Genomic DNA, 16777 nt, shown 5'->3' with positions numbered 1-16777 from the left:
GGTGGAAACGCACAGTGTCGCTCGGTACCCAGGCAGGCGGGCAGGACATGGCGGAACCGCGGATCGACTATGCGGCGGTCTTCCGGGCCCTGCCCGGCATGGTGGCTCTGCTCACCCCGGACCTGGTGTACGCCGACGCCAACGACGACTTCCTCCGGCTGGCCGGGCGCACCCGTGAACAGCTGCTGGGCCGGTACATCTTCGACGTCTTCCCCGAGAACCCGAACGACCCGGCGGCGGCCGGCATGCGCGAGACCCGGGAGTCGATGCTGCGGGTGGTCGACACCGGCGAGCGCGACACGATGGCGCTCCTGCGCTACGACATCGAGGACGCCCAGCGGCCCGGCGTGTGGCAGGAGCACTACTGGAGTCCGGTGAACGCGCCCGTCCACGGCGCGGACGGGCGGGTGGCGCTGGTGGTGCACCGGGTGGAGGAGGTCACCGAGCTCATTCACGCCCGCGGGGGCGGCGGCGCCCGGGGCCGAGTGCTGGAGGCCGAGCTGTACACCCGGGCCCGCGAACTGCAGGAGGTCAACGAACGCCTCCGCCGGGCGCACGCCCGCGAGCGCGAGGTCGCCCTGGCCCTGCAGGCGGCGATGCTGCCCGCGCCCGGTCCGACCGGGCCGCACGAGGCAGCCGTGCGCTACCGGCCCGCCGTCGGCGCGCTCAATGTGTGCGGCGACTGGTACGACCTGGTCGACCTGCCCGACGACAACCTCGCGGTCGCCGTCGGCGACGTCGTGGGCCACGGTCTGGCGGCCGCCTGCACCATGGGCCAGCTGCGCAGTGCCCTGAGCGCCGCCTGCCGCGTCGCCGACGGCCCGGCCGAGGCGCTGGAGGCCCTCGGCCTGTACGCGCGCTTCGTCGAGGGCGCCGAGGCGACGACGGTCGTGACGACGTTCATCGCCCGCCAAAGCCGCACCATCACCTACAGCTGCGCCGGTCATCCGCCGCCCGCCCTGGTGCACCCCGACGGCGCCGTCACCTTCCTGGACCAGGCGACCGACCCCCCGCTCGCCGCCCGCCCCGAACACCTCCCCCGCCCGCAGGCCCACCTCACCTTCACCGAGGGCAGCACGCTCGTCCTGTACACCGACGGTCTCATCGAGCGCCGTGGCGAGGACATCGACACGGGCCTGGCCCGCCTCTCCGACTCCCTCACCCACCACCGGCACCGCCCTCCCGAGGCCCTGGCGGACGCGCTCCTGAGCGACCTGCTGCCCTCCACCGGCACCACGGACGACACCGCCCTGATCGTCCTGCGGCTGTGACCGGCCACCGAATCCGCGGAGCGGACTCCGGCTCCGGCAACATGCCCGCCAACAGTGCGGGAAGGAGACGTTCGTCCCGCCCCCGACGTCATAAGGACAGCTGGTCATGACCACTGAACACGATCCCCTTCACCAGCCGGCCGCTCCGGTCGTGACCGAGCCGACGCCGGACGTCCAACTCCAGATGCTGGTACGGCTGATCGGGCAGGACCCGGACGCCGCCCTGCCGATCACGCTCACCGTAGGAGGGGGTCACCTCTCCGGAGACCTCATCTCGCACGAGGCATGGACGGCGGAGTGGGCGCGCAGCCTGCGCAGTTTCGACGGGCCCGGCGCACAACTCCTGAAGCACTTCCCCGAAGAGGTGGACCAGGCCGTCGCCGACAGGCAGGGGCGCCCCGGCCCGCAACGGCTTCCCCAGTGGATCCATCTGCGTGACGCCACCGTCGCCGCCGGCACGGGCAGGCCCGTCGTCATGCCCCTGTGGCGCGGGCGGCTGGCCGACGTGGCGGGCTGGTCGCTGGGCAAGCCGGCCTGAGGGTGCGGCAGCCTTCGAACGGAGCACTCCTGCGGCACACTCGAGGAACCATTTACTCCAGTTGTCCGTACTATCTCTCCAGCAGTGCCGTACTCGGGGAACTGTCGCCGCATACCGGTGGGCATCGGTCCGCCGGGGCGACATCCCGCCGGGGCGGCAACTGGGGCAGGCCCGTTCGTCTGCTGCCTCCCGTCGAGGAAAGGTCGTGTGCTTCATGTCCGAGAACGCTTCCACCAACGAACTCACCTCTCAGTACACCGCTCAGGTGACCGCCGACCTCGAACGCAACACCAAGGAACAGGAACGACTCAGCGCGGAAATCACCGCCCTCCAGGAGCAGTTGGCCGCACTGGAACGGGACCACGGTGTGCTGGTCAGCATCCAGCAGGCCATCGACTCGGCGCCGGCGCCGCTCAGGACGGCCGAGCCCGTCGGCGCGGTCGAGCCCGCCGGGAGCGTCACGGTGCCCGCCCCCCGCAAGAAGTCAGCCGTCGCGTCGGGCGCCCGTAAGCGGGTCCAGCCGAAGAAGGCCGCCGCGCAGCCCAGCCGTTCGGCGGAGAAGCCCGGCGCCCGCAAGCGCGCCGCCGCGAAGAAGGGCACCGCGAAGAACGACGGCACGAAGAAGGACACGGCACAGAAGGAGACCGCGCAGAAGGAAGCGCCGAAGACGGCGCAGCCGACCCTGGTCGAACTGGTCCGCGGTCATCTCGCCCAGCAGAGCGAGCCCCGTTCGGCAGCCGAGATCGCGACCTCCCTCGGCGAGACGCACCCGGAGCGCAGCGTCAAGATCACCGTGATCCGCACCACCCTGGAAGGTCTCGTCGCCAAAGCCCAGGCGCAGCGCACCAAGCAGGGGTCATCCGTGTTCTACACGGCAGCCGACGCATCGGAGGCGAAGGCGCCCGCGCAGGCCGAGAAGGAGCCCGCCACCGCCGACGCATGACACCTGCCCGGTGACGTCACCTCACGAAGCGGTACTTCGGCTGGGACGAGGGGCATTCGACATGCCCCCGCCCGCGCCGCCCGGCGTCGATGTCAGTGGTGCGCCCTACGATCCGGGCATGCGAGCTTCAGGAACGTTCACAGTCGCCGACTTCACACCGGCTCAGGTGCCGAGCCCCCCGATCGAGACCGGGACGCCGGTCGGGGTGGCCACCATGACCAAGTCGTACGAGGGCGAGGTCGCCGGCCGTTCGGCCACGTTGTTCACCGCCGCCTACGATCAGGCCACCGCCACGGGAACCTATGTCGCCATGGAGTCCTTCGAAGGGACCCTGCGGGGGCGGGCGGGCTCCTTCAACTTCGCGCACGCCGCGTCGACCGTGGGCGACAGCCGGGAGGGCGAGTACTTCGTCGTCGTCCCGGGCAGCGGAACGGGCGAACTGGCCGGGATCACGGGCACCGGAGGCATCACGGTCGACTCGGACGGCACGCACCGGATCTGGTTCGACTACCGGCTCGCTCACTGACCCGGCGCGTCGGCCGGGCGGCCTCCGGCAAACCTGACCGGCCGCGGGCTCATGCCTGTGGCAGCGGTACCAGATCGCGCCGGTACCAGGTGCCCTGCTGACCGCCCACGTCGGCCGGATCGGCCGGCCCGGCCGGGACGAACCCGGCCTTCACCAGCACCTTCCGGGACGCCGCGTTCTCGTCCGCCGCGGCCGCCCGCAGCGTGCGCAGTCCGTGGCGCGCCGGCGCCAGCCGGCACAGCTCCTCCACGGCCGCCGTCGCCACGCCCCGGCCGGTGACATGCTGCGCGACCCGGTAGCCGAGTACGGCCACGCCGTCCTCGACGTCGTACAGGTTGAAGCGGCCCAGAACCGTGCCGTCCTCGGCCACCAGCACGTAGAAGGCGCAGACTGCGGCCGCCTGCTCGGCCAGCAGGGCGCGGTGGCGGTCGGCATAGCGGTCGAAGAACTCGTCGCCCCGGTCGCTGACCGAGGCGGCGAAGTAGGCGCGGTTGGCCAGCTCGAAGGCCAGGACCGCGGGGGCGTGGTCGGCATGCAGCAGCGTCAGCACGGGCACCGCCCCACGGTACCCGGCTGCCGCGCGCAGGCCGTCCGGTTATGTGCCGGGGCCTGCGCCCCGGGCGCGACGGTGTCAACGGTGGCTGAGCACATTGACGACCCGGCCGCCGGGGTCGCGGACGAAGAACCGCCGTACGCCCCACTCCTCGTCCTGCAGGGGATGCACGATCTCCGCGCCGCTGTCCCGCACGAGCGCATAGGCCGCGTCCACGTCGTCCACCTCCACGCTCAGGTCCGGTGTGAGCGGCGCGGTCCGGTCGGCCGTCATGAAACTGATCTGGGCCGCGGGCGCGGAGGGCGGGGCGAGGGTCATGATCCAGCCATGGTTCATGACCTCCTCGAAGCCCAGCAGGCCGTAGAACTCACGGCTCTCCCGCACGGTGTCCGAGCGGAGGACGGGCACGACACGGCGAACGGTCATCGAGGACTCCAGGTGGCGGCGGATCCATGGGACCCTCCATGAGTACTACAGGTCCCGCGCCGGGGGCCGTCTCCGGTCGCGGACGGCACGGCGAGGGCCAGGTCACAATGCCCGGGAGGGAAAGGTCACAGCCATGCCCTCTCCTGTTCCTCTCCGTATCTGGCCTAGCATCCGAGCATGACGGTCCTGCCTGACGACGGGCTTGAGCTGGCCGGCGAGTTCCCTGACGCCACCCACGAGCAGTGGCAGCGCCTCATCGCGGGCGTGCTGCGCAAGTCGGGCAAGGACGTCGAGGACGCTCAAGCCGAGGAAGCCCTGTCCACCGCGCTGGAGGACGGGCTGCGCACCCGTCCCCTCTACACCGCGCACGATCGCGCGCCCGAGCCGGGCTACCCCGGGTTCGCTCCGTATGTGCGGGGCGGCAGGCCGGAGGGGAACACCGCCGGGGGGTGGGACGTACGGCAGCGGCACGCGGCCGCCGACGGCGGCGCCGTGCTCGCGGACCTGGAGAACGGCGTCACCTCCCTCTGGCTGGTCGTCGGCGAGGGAGGCATCCCCGCGGCCTCGCTCGAACGGGTCCTCGACGGCGTCCTTCTCGACCTGGCGCCCGTCGTCCTCGACCCGGGTGCCGAAGTGGAGCCCGCCGCACGGGAGTTGCTGCGGCTGTACAGGGAGCGGGGCGTCGCCGCGGAGGCGGCGCGCGGCAACCTGGGCGCGGATCCGCTCGGCCATGAGGCCCGCACGGGCCGGGCGGTCGAGTTCGCCCAGTCGGCCGGTCTCGCCCGGCTGTGCGCCGAGGAGTATCCGGGGCTGCGGGCGCTGACGGTGGACGCGCTGCCCTACCACGAGGCGGGCGGCTCGGCGGCGCAGGAGCTGGGCGCCTCGCTGGCGACCGGTGTGGCGTATCTGCGGGAGCTGACGGCGGCCGGGCTGAGCGTCGAACAGGCCTGTCGGCAGCTGGAGTTCCGGTATGCGGCGACCGCGGACCAGTTCCTGACGATCGCCAAGCTGCGGGCCGCGCGCCGGCTGTGGGCCAGGGTCGCCGAGGCGTGCGGGGCTCCGGGCGCCGGCGCACAGCTCCAGCACGCCGTGACCTCTTCGGTGATGATGTCGCGGCGCGACCCCTGGGTGAACATGCTGCGCACCACCATCGCCACGCTGGCGGCGGGGGCGGGCGGCGCGGACGCCGTCACCGTGCTGCCCTTCGACGACGCGCTCGGGCTGCCGGACGCGTTCGCGCGGCGCATCGCCCGCAACACCTCCACGATCCTCATCGAGGAGTCCCACCTGGCCCGGGTGATCGACCCGGCCGGGGGCTCCTGGTACGTGGAACGGCTGACGGACGAACTGGCCCACGCGGGCTGGGAGTTCTTCCAGGGGATCGAGCGCGACGGCGGCCAGGCGGCCGTCCTGCGCTCGGGCCGTCTGCGGCAGTCCCTGGCCGACACCTGGCAGGCCCGGAGCGGCAAGCTCGCCAAGCGGCGTGAACCCATCACCGGCGTCAGCGAGTTCCCGTTCCTCGCCGAGAAGCCGGTCGTGCGCGAGAGCAAGCCCGAGCCGCGCTCCGGCGGGCTGCCGAGGGTGCGTCGCGACGAGGCCTACGAGGCGCTGCGGGCGCGCTCCGACGCCCATCTCGCGGCGACCGGCGCCCGGCCGCGGATCTACCTGGCGGCGATCGGCCCGGCCGCCGCGCACACCGCGCGGCTGACGTTCGCCGCCAACCTGTTCCAGGCGGGCGGCGTCGAGCCGGTCACCGAGGGCGTCTTCGAGGACAGCGGCGCCACCGAGGTGTGCCTGTGCTCCAGCGACGCGCTGTACGAGGAGCAGGCCGAGGCGGAGGCCGCGCGGCTGCGGGCCGCGGGCGCCGCGCACGTGTTCCTCGCCGGGCGTCCGGCGTCGTACTCCGGCGTCGACGCGTATGTGTTCGCGGGCTGTGACGCCGTCGCCGTGCTGTCCGCCACCCTCGACCGCATGGGAGTTGTGTCCTGATGGGTATCCCCGACTTCTCCGGGATCGAGCTGGGGACCCCGGCCGCCGAGGGCGGCGCCGACGAATGGCGCACGGCCGTGAAGAAGGCGGCGGGCGGGGACGACCTGCTCTGGGAGACCCCGGAGGGCATCCGGGTCAAGCCGCTGTACACGGAGCAGGATCTGGAGGGCCTGGACTTCCTGGGCACCTATCCGGGCGTCGCGCCGTATCTGCGCGGTCCGTACCCCACGATGTACGTCAACCAGCCGTGGACCATCCGCCAGTACGCCGGCTTCTCCACCGCCGAGGAGTCCAACGCCTTCTACCGCCGCAACCTCGCGGCCGGTCAGAAGGGCCTGTCGGTCGCCTTCGACCTGCCCACGCACCGCGGCTACGACAGCGACCACCCGCGGGTGACCGGCGACGTCGGCATGGCGGGCGTGGCGATCGACTCGATCTACGACATGCGGCAGCTGTTCGACGGCATTCCGCTGGACAAGATGACCGTGTCGATGACGATGAACGGCGCCGTGCTGCCGGTGCTGGCGCTGTACATCGTCGCCGCGGAGGAACAGGGCGTGCCGCCCGAGAAGCTGGCCGGGACCATCCAGAACGACATCCTCAAGGAGTTCATGGTCCGCAACACCTACATCTATCCGCCGAAGCCGTCGATGCGGATCATCTCCGACATCTTCGCCTACACCTCGCAGCGGATGCCGCGCTACAACTCCATCTCCATCTCCGGCTACCACATCCAGGAGGCGGGCGCGACGGCCGACCTGGAGCTGGCGTACACCCTCGCCGACGGCGTGGAGTACATCCGCGCCGGCCGTGAAGCGGGCCTCGACGTCGACGCGTTCGCGCCGCGGCTGTCCTTCTTCTGGGCGATCGGCATGAACTTCTTCATGGAGGTCGCCAAGCTGCGGGCGGCGCGGCTGCTGTGGGCGAAGCTGGTGAGGCAGTTCGATCCGCAGAACAGCAAGTCGCTGTCGCTGCGCACCCATTCGCAGACCTCGGGCTGGTCGCTGACCGCGCAGGACGTCTTCAACAATGTCACGCGCACCTGCGTCGAGGCGATGGCGGCGACGCAGGGCCACACCCAGTCGCTGCACACCAACGCCCTCGACGAGGCGCTGGCGCTGCCGACCGACTTCTCGGCGCGCATCGCCCGCAACACCCAGCTGCTGATCCAGCAGGAGTCCGGCACCACCCGGACCATCGACCCCTGGGGCGGCAGCGCGTACGTGGAGAAGCTGACGTACGACCTGGCCCGCCGGGCCTGGCAGCACATCCAGGAGGTCGAGCAGGCGGGCGGCATGGCCAAGGCCATCGACGCGGGCATTCCGAAGCTGCGCATCGAGGAGGCCGCCGCGCGGACGCAGGCCCGCATCGACTCCGGCCGTCAGCCGGTGATCGGCGTCAACAAGTACCGGGTGGACACCGACGAGCAGATCGACGTCCTCAAGGTCGACAACTCCTCCGTGCGCACCCAGCAGATCGAGAAGCTGCGGCGGCTGCGCGAGGAGCGCGACGACGTCGCGTGCCGGGACGCGCTCGACGCGCTGACCCGGGCCGCCGGGGGCGAGGGCAACCTGCTGGAGCTGGCCGTGAACGCGGCCCGCGCGAAGGCCACCGTCGGCGAGATCTCGGACGCCCTGGAGAAGGTGTACGGGCGCCACGCGAGCCAGATCCGTACCATCTCCGGCGTGTACCGCAACGAAGCAGGGGAGTCCCCGTCCGTGGACCGCACCCGCGAGCTGGTGTCCGCGTTCGAGGAGGCCGAGGGCCGCCGCCCGCGCATCCTGGTCGCCAAGATGGGCCAGGACGGGCACGACCGCGGCCAGAAGGTGATCGCGACCGCCTTCGCCGACCTCGGCTTCGACGTGGACGTCGGCCCGCTGTTCCAGACCCCGGGCGAGGTGGCCCGTCAGGCCGTCGAGGCCGACGTGCACATCGTCGGGGTGTCCTCGCTGGCCGCCGGACACCTCACCCTCGTGCCGGCACTGCGCGAGCAGCTGGCCGAGGAGGGACGCGAGGACATCATGATCGTCGTCGGCGGCGTCATCCCGCCGCAGGACGTGCCCACGCTCCTGGAAATGGGCGCGGCGGCCGTCTTCCCGCCGGGCACGGTCATCCCGGACGCCGCGCACGACCTCGTCGAGCGGCTGTCCGACAACCTCGGGCACGACCTCTGAAGCCCATGGCGATCGACCTCGACACCTATGTGAAGGGCGTCCTCGACGGCAAGCGGGCGACGGTCGCCCGTGCGATCACCCTCGTGGAGTCCACCCGTCCCCAGCACCGGTCGCTGGCGCAGGAGTTGCTGACCGCGCTGCTGCCGCACAGCGGCCGGGCCCGGCGGATCGGCGTCAGCGGGGTGCCGGGCGTGGGCAAGTCGACGTTCATCGACGCGTTCGGCACGATGCTGACCTCGCTCGGGCATCGGGTGGCGGTGCTGGCGGTGGACCCGTCGTCGAGCCGCACGGGCGGTTCGATCCTCGGCGACAAGACCCGGATGGAGCGCCTGGCCGTCGATCCGGCGGCCTTCGTACGGCCCTCCCCCACCGCCGGCACCCTCGGCGGGGTCGCCAAGGCGACACGGGAGTCCATCGTGGTGATGGAGGCGGCCGGCTACGACGTCGTCCTCGTCGAGACGGTCGGCGTCGGCCAGTCCGAGACGGCGGTGGCCGACATGGTCGACTCCTTTCTGCTGCTCACCCTCGCCCGCACCGGCGACCAGCTGCAGGGCATCAAGAAGGGCGTCCTGGAACTGGCCGACGTGATCGCCGTCAACAAGGCGGACGGCCCGCACGAGCGGGACGCGCGCGCCGCCGCACGCGAACTGGCGGGCGCGCTGCGCCTGATGCACGGCAGGGACGCGGCATGGTCACCGCCCGTACTGAGCTGCAGCGCCCGGGAGTCCGCGGGCCTGGACACCGTGTGGGAGCGCCTGGAGCAGCATCGCATGCTGCTGGACTCCACCGGCCGCCTCGCCGCCAAGCGGCGTGAGCAGCAGGTCGACTGGACCTGGACCATGGTCCGCGACGAACTCCTCGGCCGTCTGCACGCCGACCCGTCGGTGCGGGCCCTCGCACCGGTCCTCGAACAGCGAGTCCGGGACGGGGAGCTCACCGCGACGCTGGCCGCCGAGCGCATCCTGGAGGCCTTCGGCACGCCCGGCGACCGGCACGGAGTCGAGGATCCACGGTGAAGGCGGCGACGCCGTAGGGGTGCTCGACGAGCTGGTGCCGCACCTGGTGCCGGTGGCGCCCGGCGCGGGAGAGCGCCTCTTGGACGACCTCGCCGGGCGCCACCGGACAGCGCGGCAGTAGCCGGCACGCTATGACGCCCCCGTACCGAGGAGAGGACCGACGACGCCATGGAATACCCCGACCTGACCGCGCTCCCCGCCGACGCGCGGAAGATCGCCGAGGAGCGGTCCGCCCTCAACGTCTACCGCATGGTGTTCCACTCGCCTGCCCTGGCTCCCGCCCTGGTGCGGTTGGGCGACGCGATCTCCCGGGGCACCCTCCCGCATCCGTTGCGCGAGCTGGCCGTTCTCCGCGTCGGACATGTCTACGGGGCGCCCTACGAGATCCACCACCACGAGAGGATCGGCCGGAGCCTCGGGCTCGACGAGGCCGGTGTCGCCGCCGCGAGGACCGGTTCGACGCAGGGGCTGTCGGCGGAGCAGGCGGCGGTCCTCTCGTCGACCGACCGGCTGCTGGAGCGGCACGGCCTCACCGAGGCCGACCGGGCGCGGGCACTGTCGTTCCTCACCGTCGAGCAGCTCTCCGATCTGGTGCTCACGGTCGGCTTCTATCAGATGGTCTGCACCTTCCTCAACGCCTTCGAGGTGACCACCGAGGGCGAGGACGCCCCCGGCTGAACCCCGCACCCGCCGCTCGCAGGCCCTGCTCGTGTCAGGAGGCGGGCCGGGCGGGGTGCTCCGGGCGCTCCCGGCCGACCGTCAGCGGCGCGGGGCGGTAGGCGACGTAGGCGGCCCCGTCCAGGCCGAGCGCCGTGGCGGACCGCTGGAGCGCGGCGGGGGTCGCGACGGCGTCCCAGCGGCCCGTGCTGACGCGGTGTTCGAGCGCGTGCAGGGCGGCCACGGTCTCGGCGGTGGTGAACGCGCAGTGGCCCTGGCGCTCGACGTACGCCTGTCGCAGGAGCGCTCCGTCGCCGGAGGCGCGCACGCGGGCGGCGAAGCGGTGCTCCTGTTCCACCGGGACCAGGTTGTCGGCGGTGGTGTGGATGTCGAGCAGCGGCACGTCGAGCCCCTGGCCCGCGGAGGAGGTCCGCGCCGCGGTGCGCACGGCGGCGGGGTCGGCGGTGACGGCGGCGCCCTCGGTCAGGGTGCGCAGATCCGCGCGCAGGTCCAGGCCGGCGGCCCGGTAGAGGGCACGGACCTGGGGCGCGTGTGCCGAGCCGGCGAGCAGGCGGGCGTAGTCCACGCCGCGGTTCCAGGAGTTGTTGCCGCCGACGGACTGCTCCACGGCGTACCGGCCGCCCTCGACGAACGCCAGGATGCCCTGCGCGAACCACGCGTACTGCTGCTCCTGCTGTCCCGCCCAGTCGTCCGGCGCGGGCCGGTCCGCTCCGGGCGCCCAGGCGGGCAGGTTGAGGAAGGCCGCCGCCAACGCGATCCGGGCGCGCCCCTGCGGGGTGCTCTGGGCGTCGGTGACCGCCTTGGTGAGCCGGTCGGCGGTGGCGGAGGCCTCGGCGGCGGCGCGGAACCGCACGAGCGGCACCTCCTGCCCGGGCAGGAGCAGTCGGGCGATCGTGTACTCGGCGTCCAGCTGGTAGTCGTCCAGGTCGGTGGCGCCCGCCACCAGACCGCACTGGCCGAGGGCGCCGTCGATGCGGCCGCCGCCGTCCCGGGCCAGCTGCGCGTTGACGAGCCCGCCCATGGACTGGCCGACGGCCAGCGTGCGCCGGGGGGCGCCGATCTTCGCGGTGACGGCGTCGAGGGCGGCGAACTGGTCCCGTTCGGCGCTGTCCAGCGCCCACATGGAGCCATGGGGGTCGTACGACGAGCCGGCCATCGCATACCCCTGGGCGAGCAACTCGGTGCGTACGGCCTCGGTGGGGGCGTTCCTGGCGACGGTGGGCCCGAAGCCGTGACTGAACAGCAGCAGGGTGCCGTTCCAGTGGTCGGGGACGTCGGCGATCCAGGTGGCGCCGTCCGGGAGCGTGCCGGTCAGGCGCCCGGTGTCCGTCGCGTCCGCCTGAGCGGCGGGCAGGGGGAGGGTGACGAGGGCCGCGGAGGCGAGCGCGGCCAGCGCGATGCGCAGACGGGTGCGGGAGGCGCGGGGACGGCGGGTGGCTGCGGGCATGGTGGCGGCTCCTGGTGGGGGGGGTGGGGCGGGGGCCGGGCAAATGCTCAGTGCACTGAAGGAAGCTGCCGAGGAATGTAGGGCACTTTTCTGGCGACCGTCAACGCACTGCACAACATTGGACCAGCGGGCGGCGGGTCTGCGGGCAGCGGGCCAGCAGGCGGCGGGTCTACGGGTCTGCGGGTCGACGTCCGTTGAGGCACATTGCGGCCTGTTGAGGCGCATTGCAGCCCTTGAAGCACACTGCGGCCCGTTGAAGCACATTGGCCGTTGAAGTCGTCAATGTCCGATGCGGTCCGATGGGTCCGACGAGGTCCGCAACAGTGCGCCTGCGGGTGACGTCCGCGGCCGCCGCGATCGTCTCCCTCCGCACCACGGCCCCGTATCATCAATGCCACTCTCGGCATGCGGACTCGCGAACAGGTCGGGCGGAACGTGGAACGCGACGGACGGCCCGTGCCCGACGGCCTCCGGGCGAACGGTCGGGGAGGAATGCGCGGTGTCTCTGACGGACAAGGCCATCGAGCGGATCCGTGAGCTGATCCGCACCGGCGCCCTGCCGCCGGGATCGAAGCTGCCACCGGAACCGGATCTGGCCGCCCAGTTGGGCCTGTCCCGCAATCTCGCCCGCGAGGCGGTCAAGGCGCTGGCCGTGGCGCGGATCCTGGAGGTCCGCCGGGGCGACGGCACCTATGTCACCAGTCTGCAGCCGAGTCTGCTGCTGGCGGGACTGGGCGGGGCGGTCGAGCTGCTGCAGGGCGACTCCGCGGCCCTCCAGGACCTCATGGAGGTGCGCCGGCTTCTCGAACCGGCCGCCACCGCACTGGCCGCCACCCGCATCTCCGACGACCAACTGGCCGAGGTCAAAAGCCACTTGGACGCCATGCGCGAGGCCCGCGACGACGTCGAACTGCTCAACGTGCACGACGCGGCCTTCCACCGCGCGGTCGTCGCCGCGACCGGCAACGAAAGCCTGCTGACCCTGCTGGAGGGCGTCTCGGGCCGCACGCTGCGGGCGCGCATATGGCGCGGTCTGGTCGACGACCAGGCGGCTGGCCGGACCCTCGCCGAGCACGAGGCGATCTACGCGGCGCTCACCACCCGCGACAGCGCCCTCAGCCAGGCCGCCGCGCTGATGCACGTCAGCAACACCGCGCAGGCCTTGAAGGAACATCTGCGTTCACTGCGGCCCCTCCCGCCGGAGACGACCGACCGGAGGTGACCGACCGTAGGTGACCGACCGGAGGTGACGAGGCGGCCGCGGCCGTCGGCCGTCCGGGGCTCCCGTCGGCCCACGACCTGGCCTCGCGTGTGGCCTCGGGTCGCCGGGCACCCGAGGCGCGGGACACCGGCCGGGACCGGTCCGGGCCAGGACGCCCGGCCGCCCGCCCGGCGGTGTCAGCGCTTGCCGATGAGGTCCGCCGGGAACGCGCCAGCGGCCCCGGCGACTCGCGCGAACGTCGACGCGAGGGCTGTCAGGCGTGCCACGCCCTCCGCGCCGAGGTGCTCGTACGGAGCCAGGTCGAGGCGGTCGGTCTCCTGCTCGATGTCCTCGCGGAGCGCGACGCCTCGCTCGGTGAGTTCCCCGTCGCCGTCCAGCAGTCCGCGCTCCCGCAGGCGATCGGCCGCCGCGTTCCAGTCGTCCTCGGTCCAGCCGCGCGTGACCAGCACCCACTTCGGCGCCATGCCCCGGCCGGTGGAGGTGTGGGTCACCGTCGCCTCCAGGCCGTCGAGGCCCGCGGACGTGAGCACGGCCAGGTGCCCGTCGCCCCTGTGCTCGCGCAGCAGGGTCGCGGCATGCCAGTACGCGAGGTGCGGCTCGTCGGGGACGGGCAGGTCGGCGTGCGCCGAGTAGAGCGGCCGGGCGCCGCGTCCGCAGGCCTCGGCCGCGCGCGACGCCAGCCGTGCCGCCTCCGCCATCTCCGCGGACGCCACGGCCTCCTCCCCCAGCAGCCGTCGCAGCGTGGCGTCGACGGCGCGTAGGCGGGCGGCGAGCACGTCGGCGGGGTCGGCGATCGACCACACCGCGGGTACGTGCCGGGCCACGAGTTCGTGGTGGTAGTTGAAGAAGGTCGCCGTCACCGCGCCGGCCCCGACCGGCCCCAGCGCGGCCGCCCGCGCGGCGAAGTTGACGGCCCGTGGATGGGTGATCCCCAGCGCGCCCAGTTCGCGCCCGAGGTCGGGCGAGAAGTAGTGCGTCGCGTGCAGGGAATTCAGCGGGCTGTGACAGCGTCGACCGGCGCGCGGTTCGAGGGCGGAAGTAGTCATGCCCCGCAGATTACCGACCGGTCGTTATGCCGTCGTCCCGGGGCTCACCGCGGACTCCTGACGAGAACCGCCGAGCCCGCGGCTTCGCGCCCGCCCACGAGACGCCGTCGAGCGCCCCCGCAGGCGGGTGGGCTGGGGGCCTCAGGCCTCGGCCTCGGCCGCGGCCGTCGAGGCGGGTCCGGTGCTGGCGCGCAGGGAGATGGGCGGTGCGAGGAGGTGGTGCCGGGGCGGGGCGTCGGGGTGGTCGAGGCGCTCGACGAGGAGGTCGACGGCCAGTCGGCCCATCTCCTCGGCGGGCACGTCGGCGGCGGTGAGCTGCGGGGTCACCGTCTCCGCCCACCGGCCGGCCACGACTCCGGTGACGGAGAAGTCGCGCGGCACATGGCGGCCCGCGTGTGCGAGGCCCCGGTACAGGCCGCCCAGCGCCGCCTCGTTCAGGGTGACCAGGGCCGTGGTGGCCGGGTCGTCGTGCAGGATCCGCTCCATGCACGCCTGGCCCGAGGGAGCGTCGTCTCCGCAGCTGTACGTCCGCACCGTGAGCCCGCGCTCGGCGGCGGCCTTGGTGAAGCCGTCCAGACCGCGGTGCGCCGACTCGTACCCGGCCCGCAGCAGGCGTTCGGGCCGGTTGACGAAGGCGATCCTGCGGTGCCCCATGTCGGCGAGGTGGTGGACGCAGGCAGCCGCCAGCGCGGTGTGGTCCAGGCCGACCCACCAGTCACGGTCCGGGGCGGCGGTGCGGCCGATGCAGACGGCGGGGAAGTTCTCCTCGCCCAGGTGGTCGACGCGGTCGTCCTGGAGCCTGATCTCCATCAGGATCGCGCCGTCGACCCGCCGCTCGGCCAGCAGCCGCTGGAACGAACGGTCGCTGTCCACGCCGCTCGGGGAGAGCAGCACGTCGTAGTCGTAGGCCGCCGCGGCCTCCACCACGCTGCCGATGAAGTCGAGCTGCATGCCGGTGTAGTGGTTCCCGGCCGGCGGGAAGACCAGCCCGATGGTGCTGGTCCGCCCGTTGGCCAGAGCCCGCGCGCTGGCGTTGGGACGGTAGCCCAGCTCGTCGATCACCTGCTGGATCCTCCGGCGGGTGTCGTCCGAGACGGGCCGCTTGCCGCTCAGGGCGTACGACACGGTGCTCCGCGAGACACCGGCCCGCTTGGCGATCTCACCGATGTTCACGGGACTCCTTCGTCGGACCGGTTCGGACGCGGACCGGGCGTCGAACCGGTTCGCGACAGGGCAAGGTAGAAGCGACGCGAGCTGCTGTCAATCCCTTCCGCCGGGATGCGGATGCCTGGGACCGCATCCCTGACGAGGGTATTGCTGAGGGCTTCTCGAGCTGAGGGCTCCTCGACTCCACCCTCGCCACCGGTCGTCCGCAGCACCTCGGCCGCACCCCGCGCCGGGCTTGCAGCCCGCCCTCACTCGGCGCCGCCGACGACCTCGTCCGCCAGGAGCAGGGCGAGCAGTCCGGGGAAGCGCGCCTCGAACTCCTCGCGGCGCAGCCGGTTGACCCGCTTCGGGCCCTCGTCACGCTGTTCCACCAGGCCGGCGCCGCGCAGGACCGAGAAGTGGTGGCTGAGCGCCGCCTTGCCGACGGGCACGTCGAAACTGCCGCAACTGCGCGTCCAGTCGGCGGAGTTCGCCAGCTCGCGGATCAGGGTGATGCGCACGGGGTCGGCGACCGCGGACAGCGCCGTGAGCAAGGACACCTCCTCGGGATCCGTGTGCACCGGGGGCGCGCGGTGAGAACCGCCCGCTGCCTCCTTCGGCATGACCCTCCCGTCGTCACCTGTCCGCGGTGTATCCGACCGTGCGACTCGCGGAACGAGCCTGCCGGTTGTCGAGTGTTCGATGAATACCATACAGTCCTGGTGTTCGCTCTCCATCGAACACTCAGCGAAGGGTGTGGTGATCCCGTCATGCGCGCAGTCGAGTTCCAGGAGTACGGCGGCCCCGAGGTGCTGCGGCTCGTCCGGGCCGGGACGCCCGAGCCCGGGCCCGGCCAGGTCAGCGTCGACGCCGTCTACGTGGGCGTGAACTTCGCCGACCTCAAGGCACGCGCCGAGGGCTACCGGGTGCCGTCGCTGCCGTTCCGGCCCGGCCTGGAGGTCTCCGGCCGGGTCCGGGCCGTCGGCGAGGGCGTCCAGGGGCTGCGGCCGGGCCAGGAGGTCGCCGCGCTGGTCGGCGGCGGAGCCTACGCGGAGGTGGTGGTCGCCGACGCCGCCACCGTCTTCCCGCTTCCCGCGAACCTGGACCTGCGCACCGCGGCCACGCTTCCCACGGTGGTGCCGACCGCGCATGCCCTGCTGCACGAGGTCGGGCGGCTGCGGGCGGGAGAGACCGTGCTGGTGCAGGGCGCGGCGGGCGGCATCGGCACCGTGGCCGGGCAGTTGGCCAGGGCGGCGGGCGCCGGAGCGGTGTACGGGGTGGTGTCCTCGGCGGCCAAGGCCCGGCACGCGCTCAAGCACGGCTACGACGAGGTGTTCACCGGCGACGGCTTCGTCGATGACGTCCGCCACGCCACCGACGGCAGGGGGGTGGACCTGGTCCTCGATCCGGTGGGCGGCGACACCCTGCGTCGCGGCCTCGACGCGCTGGCCGACTTCGGACGCCTGGTGTCCTTCGGCAACGCGAGCGGGGCCGAGCCGTGGCAGGTCGGACAGCCCGAGCTGTACGCACGGGGCCTTTCCGTCAGCGGCTTCTCGATCCTGACGCTCGCGCAGTCCGCGCCCGACGCGCTGCGCGCCCTCGCCGAGCGCTCCTTCCGCACCGTCTCCGACGGCGCCGTGAGCCTGCCGGTCACCGCGGAGTTCGCGCTCGCGGACGCGGCCGAGGCGCACCGGCTCATGGGCGGGCGCACCTCGACGGGGAAGCTGCTGCTGCGCGTCGCCGACTGAGGGCGGCCGGACACGCGTCGGCGCGGCGTGCCCGCCTGCGCCCCGGCGCGGCCG

General features: G+C 72.8%; 16 protein-coding genes. 10 read left to right on the top strand and 6 right to left on the bottom strand.

All coding sequences use genetic code 11. The annotated features are described in order from the left end of the window. Window positions 1–47 precede the first annotated feature (47 nt). From Sri02f_RS34050 to Sri02f_RS34035, 4 genes are all read left to right on the top strand, one after another. On the top strand, window positions 48–1271 hold the full coding sequence (locus Sri02f_RS34050; protein ID WP_109005205.1) for a PP2C family protein-serine/threonine phosphatase: 1224 nt from the start codon (window positions 48–50) through the stop codon (window positions 1269–1271). A gap of 106 nt (window positions 1272–1377) precedes the next feature. After that, window positions 1378–1809 carry a GvpU-like protein gene (locus Sri02f_RS34045; RefSeq protein WP_109005184.1) on the top strand — a complete coding sequence of 144 codons (432 nt, stop codon included), beginning with the start codon at window positions 1378–1380 and terminating at the stop codon, window positions 1807–1809. 214 nt (window positions 1810–2023) lie between these two features. Next, window positions 2024–2752 (top strand): hypothetical protein, encoded by a 729-nt coding sequence (locus Sri02f_RS34040; RefSeq protein ID WP_109005204.1) that lies wholly within the window; start codon window positions 2024–2026, stop codon window positions 2750–2752. A gap of 118 nt (window positions 2753–2870) precedes the next feature. Then, window positions 2871–3278, top strand: coding sequence for a DUF3224 domain-containing protein (locus tag Sri02f_RS34035; protein ID WP_109005183.1), 408 nt, complete (start codon window positions 2871–2873; stop codon window positions 3276–3278). A gap of 49 nt (window positions 3279–3327) precedes the next feature. On the opposite strand, the gene Sri02f_RS34030 is transcribed toward Sri02f_RS34035, so the two are convergent. Next, window positions 3328–3834: a GNAT family N-acetyltransferase gene (locus Sri02f_RS34030; protein ID WP_109005182.1), complete on the bottom strand. Its 507-nt coding sequence runs from the start codon at window positions 3832–3834 to the stop codon at window positions 3328–3330. Window positions 3835–3909: 75 nt separating this feature from the next. Then, the gene (locus Sri02f_RS34025) at window positions 3910–4257 is read right to left on the bottom strand and encodes a VOC family protein (RefSeq protein ID WP_109005181.1); all 348 of its coding nucleotides are present in this window, start codon (window positions 4255–4257) and stop codon (window positions 3910–3912) included. Between the two features lie 177 nt (window positions 4258–4434). Here Sri02f_RS34025 and Sri02f_RS34020 point away from each other — a divergent pair, with 177 nt between their 5' ends. The 4 genes from Sri02f_RS34020 (at window position 4435) to Sri02f_RS34005 (ending at window position 10114) form a co-directional block, all read left to right on the top strand. Next, window positions 4435–6246: a methylmalonyl-CoA mutase subunit beta gene (locus Sri02f_RS34020; protein ID WP_109005180.1), complete on the top strand. Its 1812-nt coding sequence runs from the start codon at window positions 4435–4437 to the stop codon at window positions 6244–6246. Further along, window positions 6246–8420: a methylmalonyl-CoA mutase gene (gene scpA / locus Sri02f_RS34015; RefSeq protein WP_109005179.1), complete on the top strand. Its 2175-nt coding sequence runs from the start codon at window positions 6246–6248 to the stop codon at window positions 8418–8420. The genes Sri02f_RS34020 and scpA overlap by 1 nt, the downstream gene beginning before the upstream one ends. A gap of 5 nt (window positions 8421–8425) precedes the next feature. Then, window positions 8426–9436 carry a methylmalonyl Co-A mutase-associated GTPase MeaB gene (gene meaB, locus Sri02f_RS34010; RefSeq protein WP_109005178.1) on the top strand — a complete coding sequence of 337 codons (1011 nt, stop codon included), beginning with the start codon at window positions 8426–8428 and terminating at the stop codon, window positions 9434–9436. 168 nt (window positions 9437–9604) lie between these two features. Further along, on the top strand, window positions 9605–10114 hold the full coding sequence (locus tag Sri02f_RS34005; protein ID WP_109005177.1) for a carboxymuconolactone decarboxylase family protein: 510 nt from the start codon (window positions 9605–9607) through the stop codon (window positions 10112–10114). 34 nt (window positions 10115–10148) lie between these two features. Here Sri02f_RS34005 and Sri02f_RS34000 read toward each other — a convergent pair whose 3' ends face one another. Then, window positions 10149–11561: an alpha/beta hydrolase gene (locus tag Sri02f_RS34000; protein WP_109005176.1), complete on the bottom strand. Its 1413-nt coding sequence runs from the start codon at window positions 11559–11561 to the stop codon at window positions 10149–10151. 499 nt (window positions 11562–12060) lie between these two features. On the opposite strand from Sri02f_RS34000, the gene Sri02f_RS33995 reads away from it, so the two are divergent. After that, on the top strand, window positions 12061–12783 hold the full coding sequence (locus Sri02f_RS33995) for a FadR/GntR family transcriptional regulator (protein WP_109005175.1): 723 nt from the start codon (window positions 12061–12063) through the stop codon (window positions 12781–12783). Window positions 12784–12959: 176 nt separating this feature from the next. Here the strand turns inward: Sri02f_RS33995 and Sri02f_RS33990 are convergent, their stop codons facing one another. The 3 genes from Sri02f_RS33990 to Sri02f_RS33980 all read right to left on the bottom strand — a co-directional run bounded on the left by Sri02f_RS33990 (window position 12960) and on the right by Sri02f_RS33980 (window position 15598). Further along, complete coding sequence (locus Sri02f_RS33990) at window positions 12960–13829, bottom strand: SCO6745 family protein (protein ID WP_167467677.1); 870 nt, start codon at window positions 13827–13829, stop codon at window positions 12960–12962. Window positions 13830–13970: 141 nt separating this feature from the next. Next, window positions 13971–15002: a LacI family DNA-binding transcriptional regulator gene (locus Sri02f_RS33985; RefSeq protein ID WP_109005173.1), complete on the bottom strand. Its 1032-nt coding sequence runs from the start codon at window positions 15000–15002 to the stop codon at window positions 13971–13973. 242 nt (window positions 15003–15244) lie between these two features. Beyond that, window positions 15245–15598, bottom strand: coding sequence for an ArsR/SmtB family transcription factor (locus Sri02f_RS33980; RefSeq protein WP_109005172.1), 354 nt, complete (start codon window positions 15596–15598; stop codon window positions 15245–15247). Window positions 15599–15745: 147 nt separating this feature from the next. Here Sri02f_RS33980 and Sri02f_RS33975 point away from each other — a divergent pair, with 147 nt between their 5' ends. Continuing rightward, window positions 15746–16723: a quinone oxidoreductase family protein gene (locus Sri02f_RS33975; RefSeq protein ID WP_109005171.1), complete on the top strand. Its 978-nt coding sequence runs from the start codon at window positions 15746–15748 to the stop codon at window positions 16721–16723. Window positions 16724–16777: the final 54 nt, after the last annotated feature.

Origin of the sequence: Streptomyces rishiriensis (assembly GCF_003112535.1) — a bacterium.
Taxonomy (GTDB): domain Bacteria; phylum Actinomycetota; class Actinomycetes; order Streptomycetales; family Streptomycetaceae; genus Streptomyces; species Streptomyces rishiriensis.
Note: the sequence above shows the minus strand (reverse complement) of the source record. Positions and strands in the feature narration are given on the sequence as shown.

Bases quoted from the DNA above. Each gene is read 5' to 3' on its own strand.
- Sri02f_RS34045 (WP_109005184.1), top strand. From the start codon at position 1,378: ATGACCACTGAACACGATCCCCTTCACCAGCCGGCCGCTCCGGTCGTG.
- Sri02f_RS34025 (WP_109005181.1), bottom strand. From the start codon at position 4,257: ATGACCGTTCGCCGTGTCGTGCCCGTCCTCCGCTCGGACACCGTGCGG.
- Sri02f_RS34050 (WP_109005205.1), top strand. From the start codon at position 48: ATGGCGGAACCGCGGATCGACTATGCGGCGGTCTTCCGGGCCCTGCCC.
- Sri02f_RS34035 (WP_109005183.1), top strand. From the start codon at position 2,871: ATGCGAGCTTCAGGAACGTTCACAGTCGCCGACTTCACACCGGCTCAG.
- Sri02f_RS33980 (WP_109005172.1), bottom strand. From the start codon at position 15,598: ATGCCGAAGGAGGCAGCGGGCGGTTCTCACCGCGCGCCCCCGGTGCAC.
- Sri02f_RS34040 (WP_109005204.1), top strand. From the start codon at position 2,024: ATGTCCGAGAACGCTTCCACCAACGAACTCACCTCTCAGTACACCGCT.
- Sri02f_RS34005 (WP_109005177.1), top strand. From the start codon at position 9,605: ATGGAATACCCCGACCTGACCGCGCTCCCCGCCGACGCGCGGAAGATC.
- Sri02f_RS33975 (WP_109005171.1), top strand. From the start codon at position 15,746: ATGCGCGCAGTCGAGTTCCAGGAGTACGGCGGCCCCGAGGTGCTGCGG.
- Sri02f_RS34000 (WP_109005176.1), bottom strand. From the start codon at position 11,561: ATGCCCGCAGCCACCCGCCGTCCCCGCGCCTCCCGCACCCGTCTGCGC.
- scpA (WP_109005179.1), top strand. From the start codon at position 6,246: ATGGGTATCCCCGACTTCTCCGGGATCGAGCTGGGGACCCCGGCCGCC.
- Sri02f_RS34020 (WP_109005180.1), top strand. From the start codon at position 4,435: ATGACGGTCCTGCCTGACGACGGGCTTGAGCTGGCCGGCGAGTTCCCT.
- meaB (WP_109005178.1), top strand. From the start codon at position 8,426: ATGGCGATCGACCTCGACACCTATGTGAAGGGCGTCCTCGACGGCAAG.
- Sri02f_RS33990 (WP_167467677.1), bottom strand. From the start codon at position 13,829: ATGACTACTTCCGCCCTCGAACCGCGCGCCGGTCGACGCTGTCACAGC.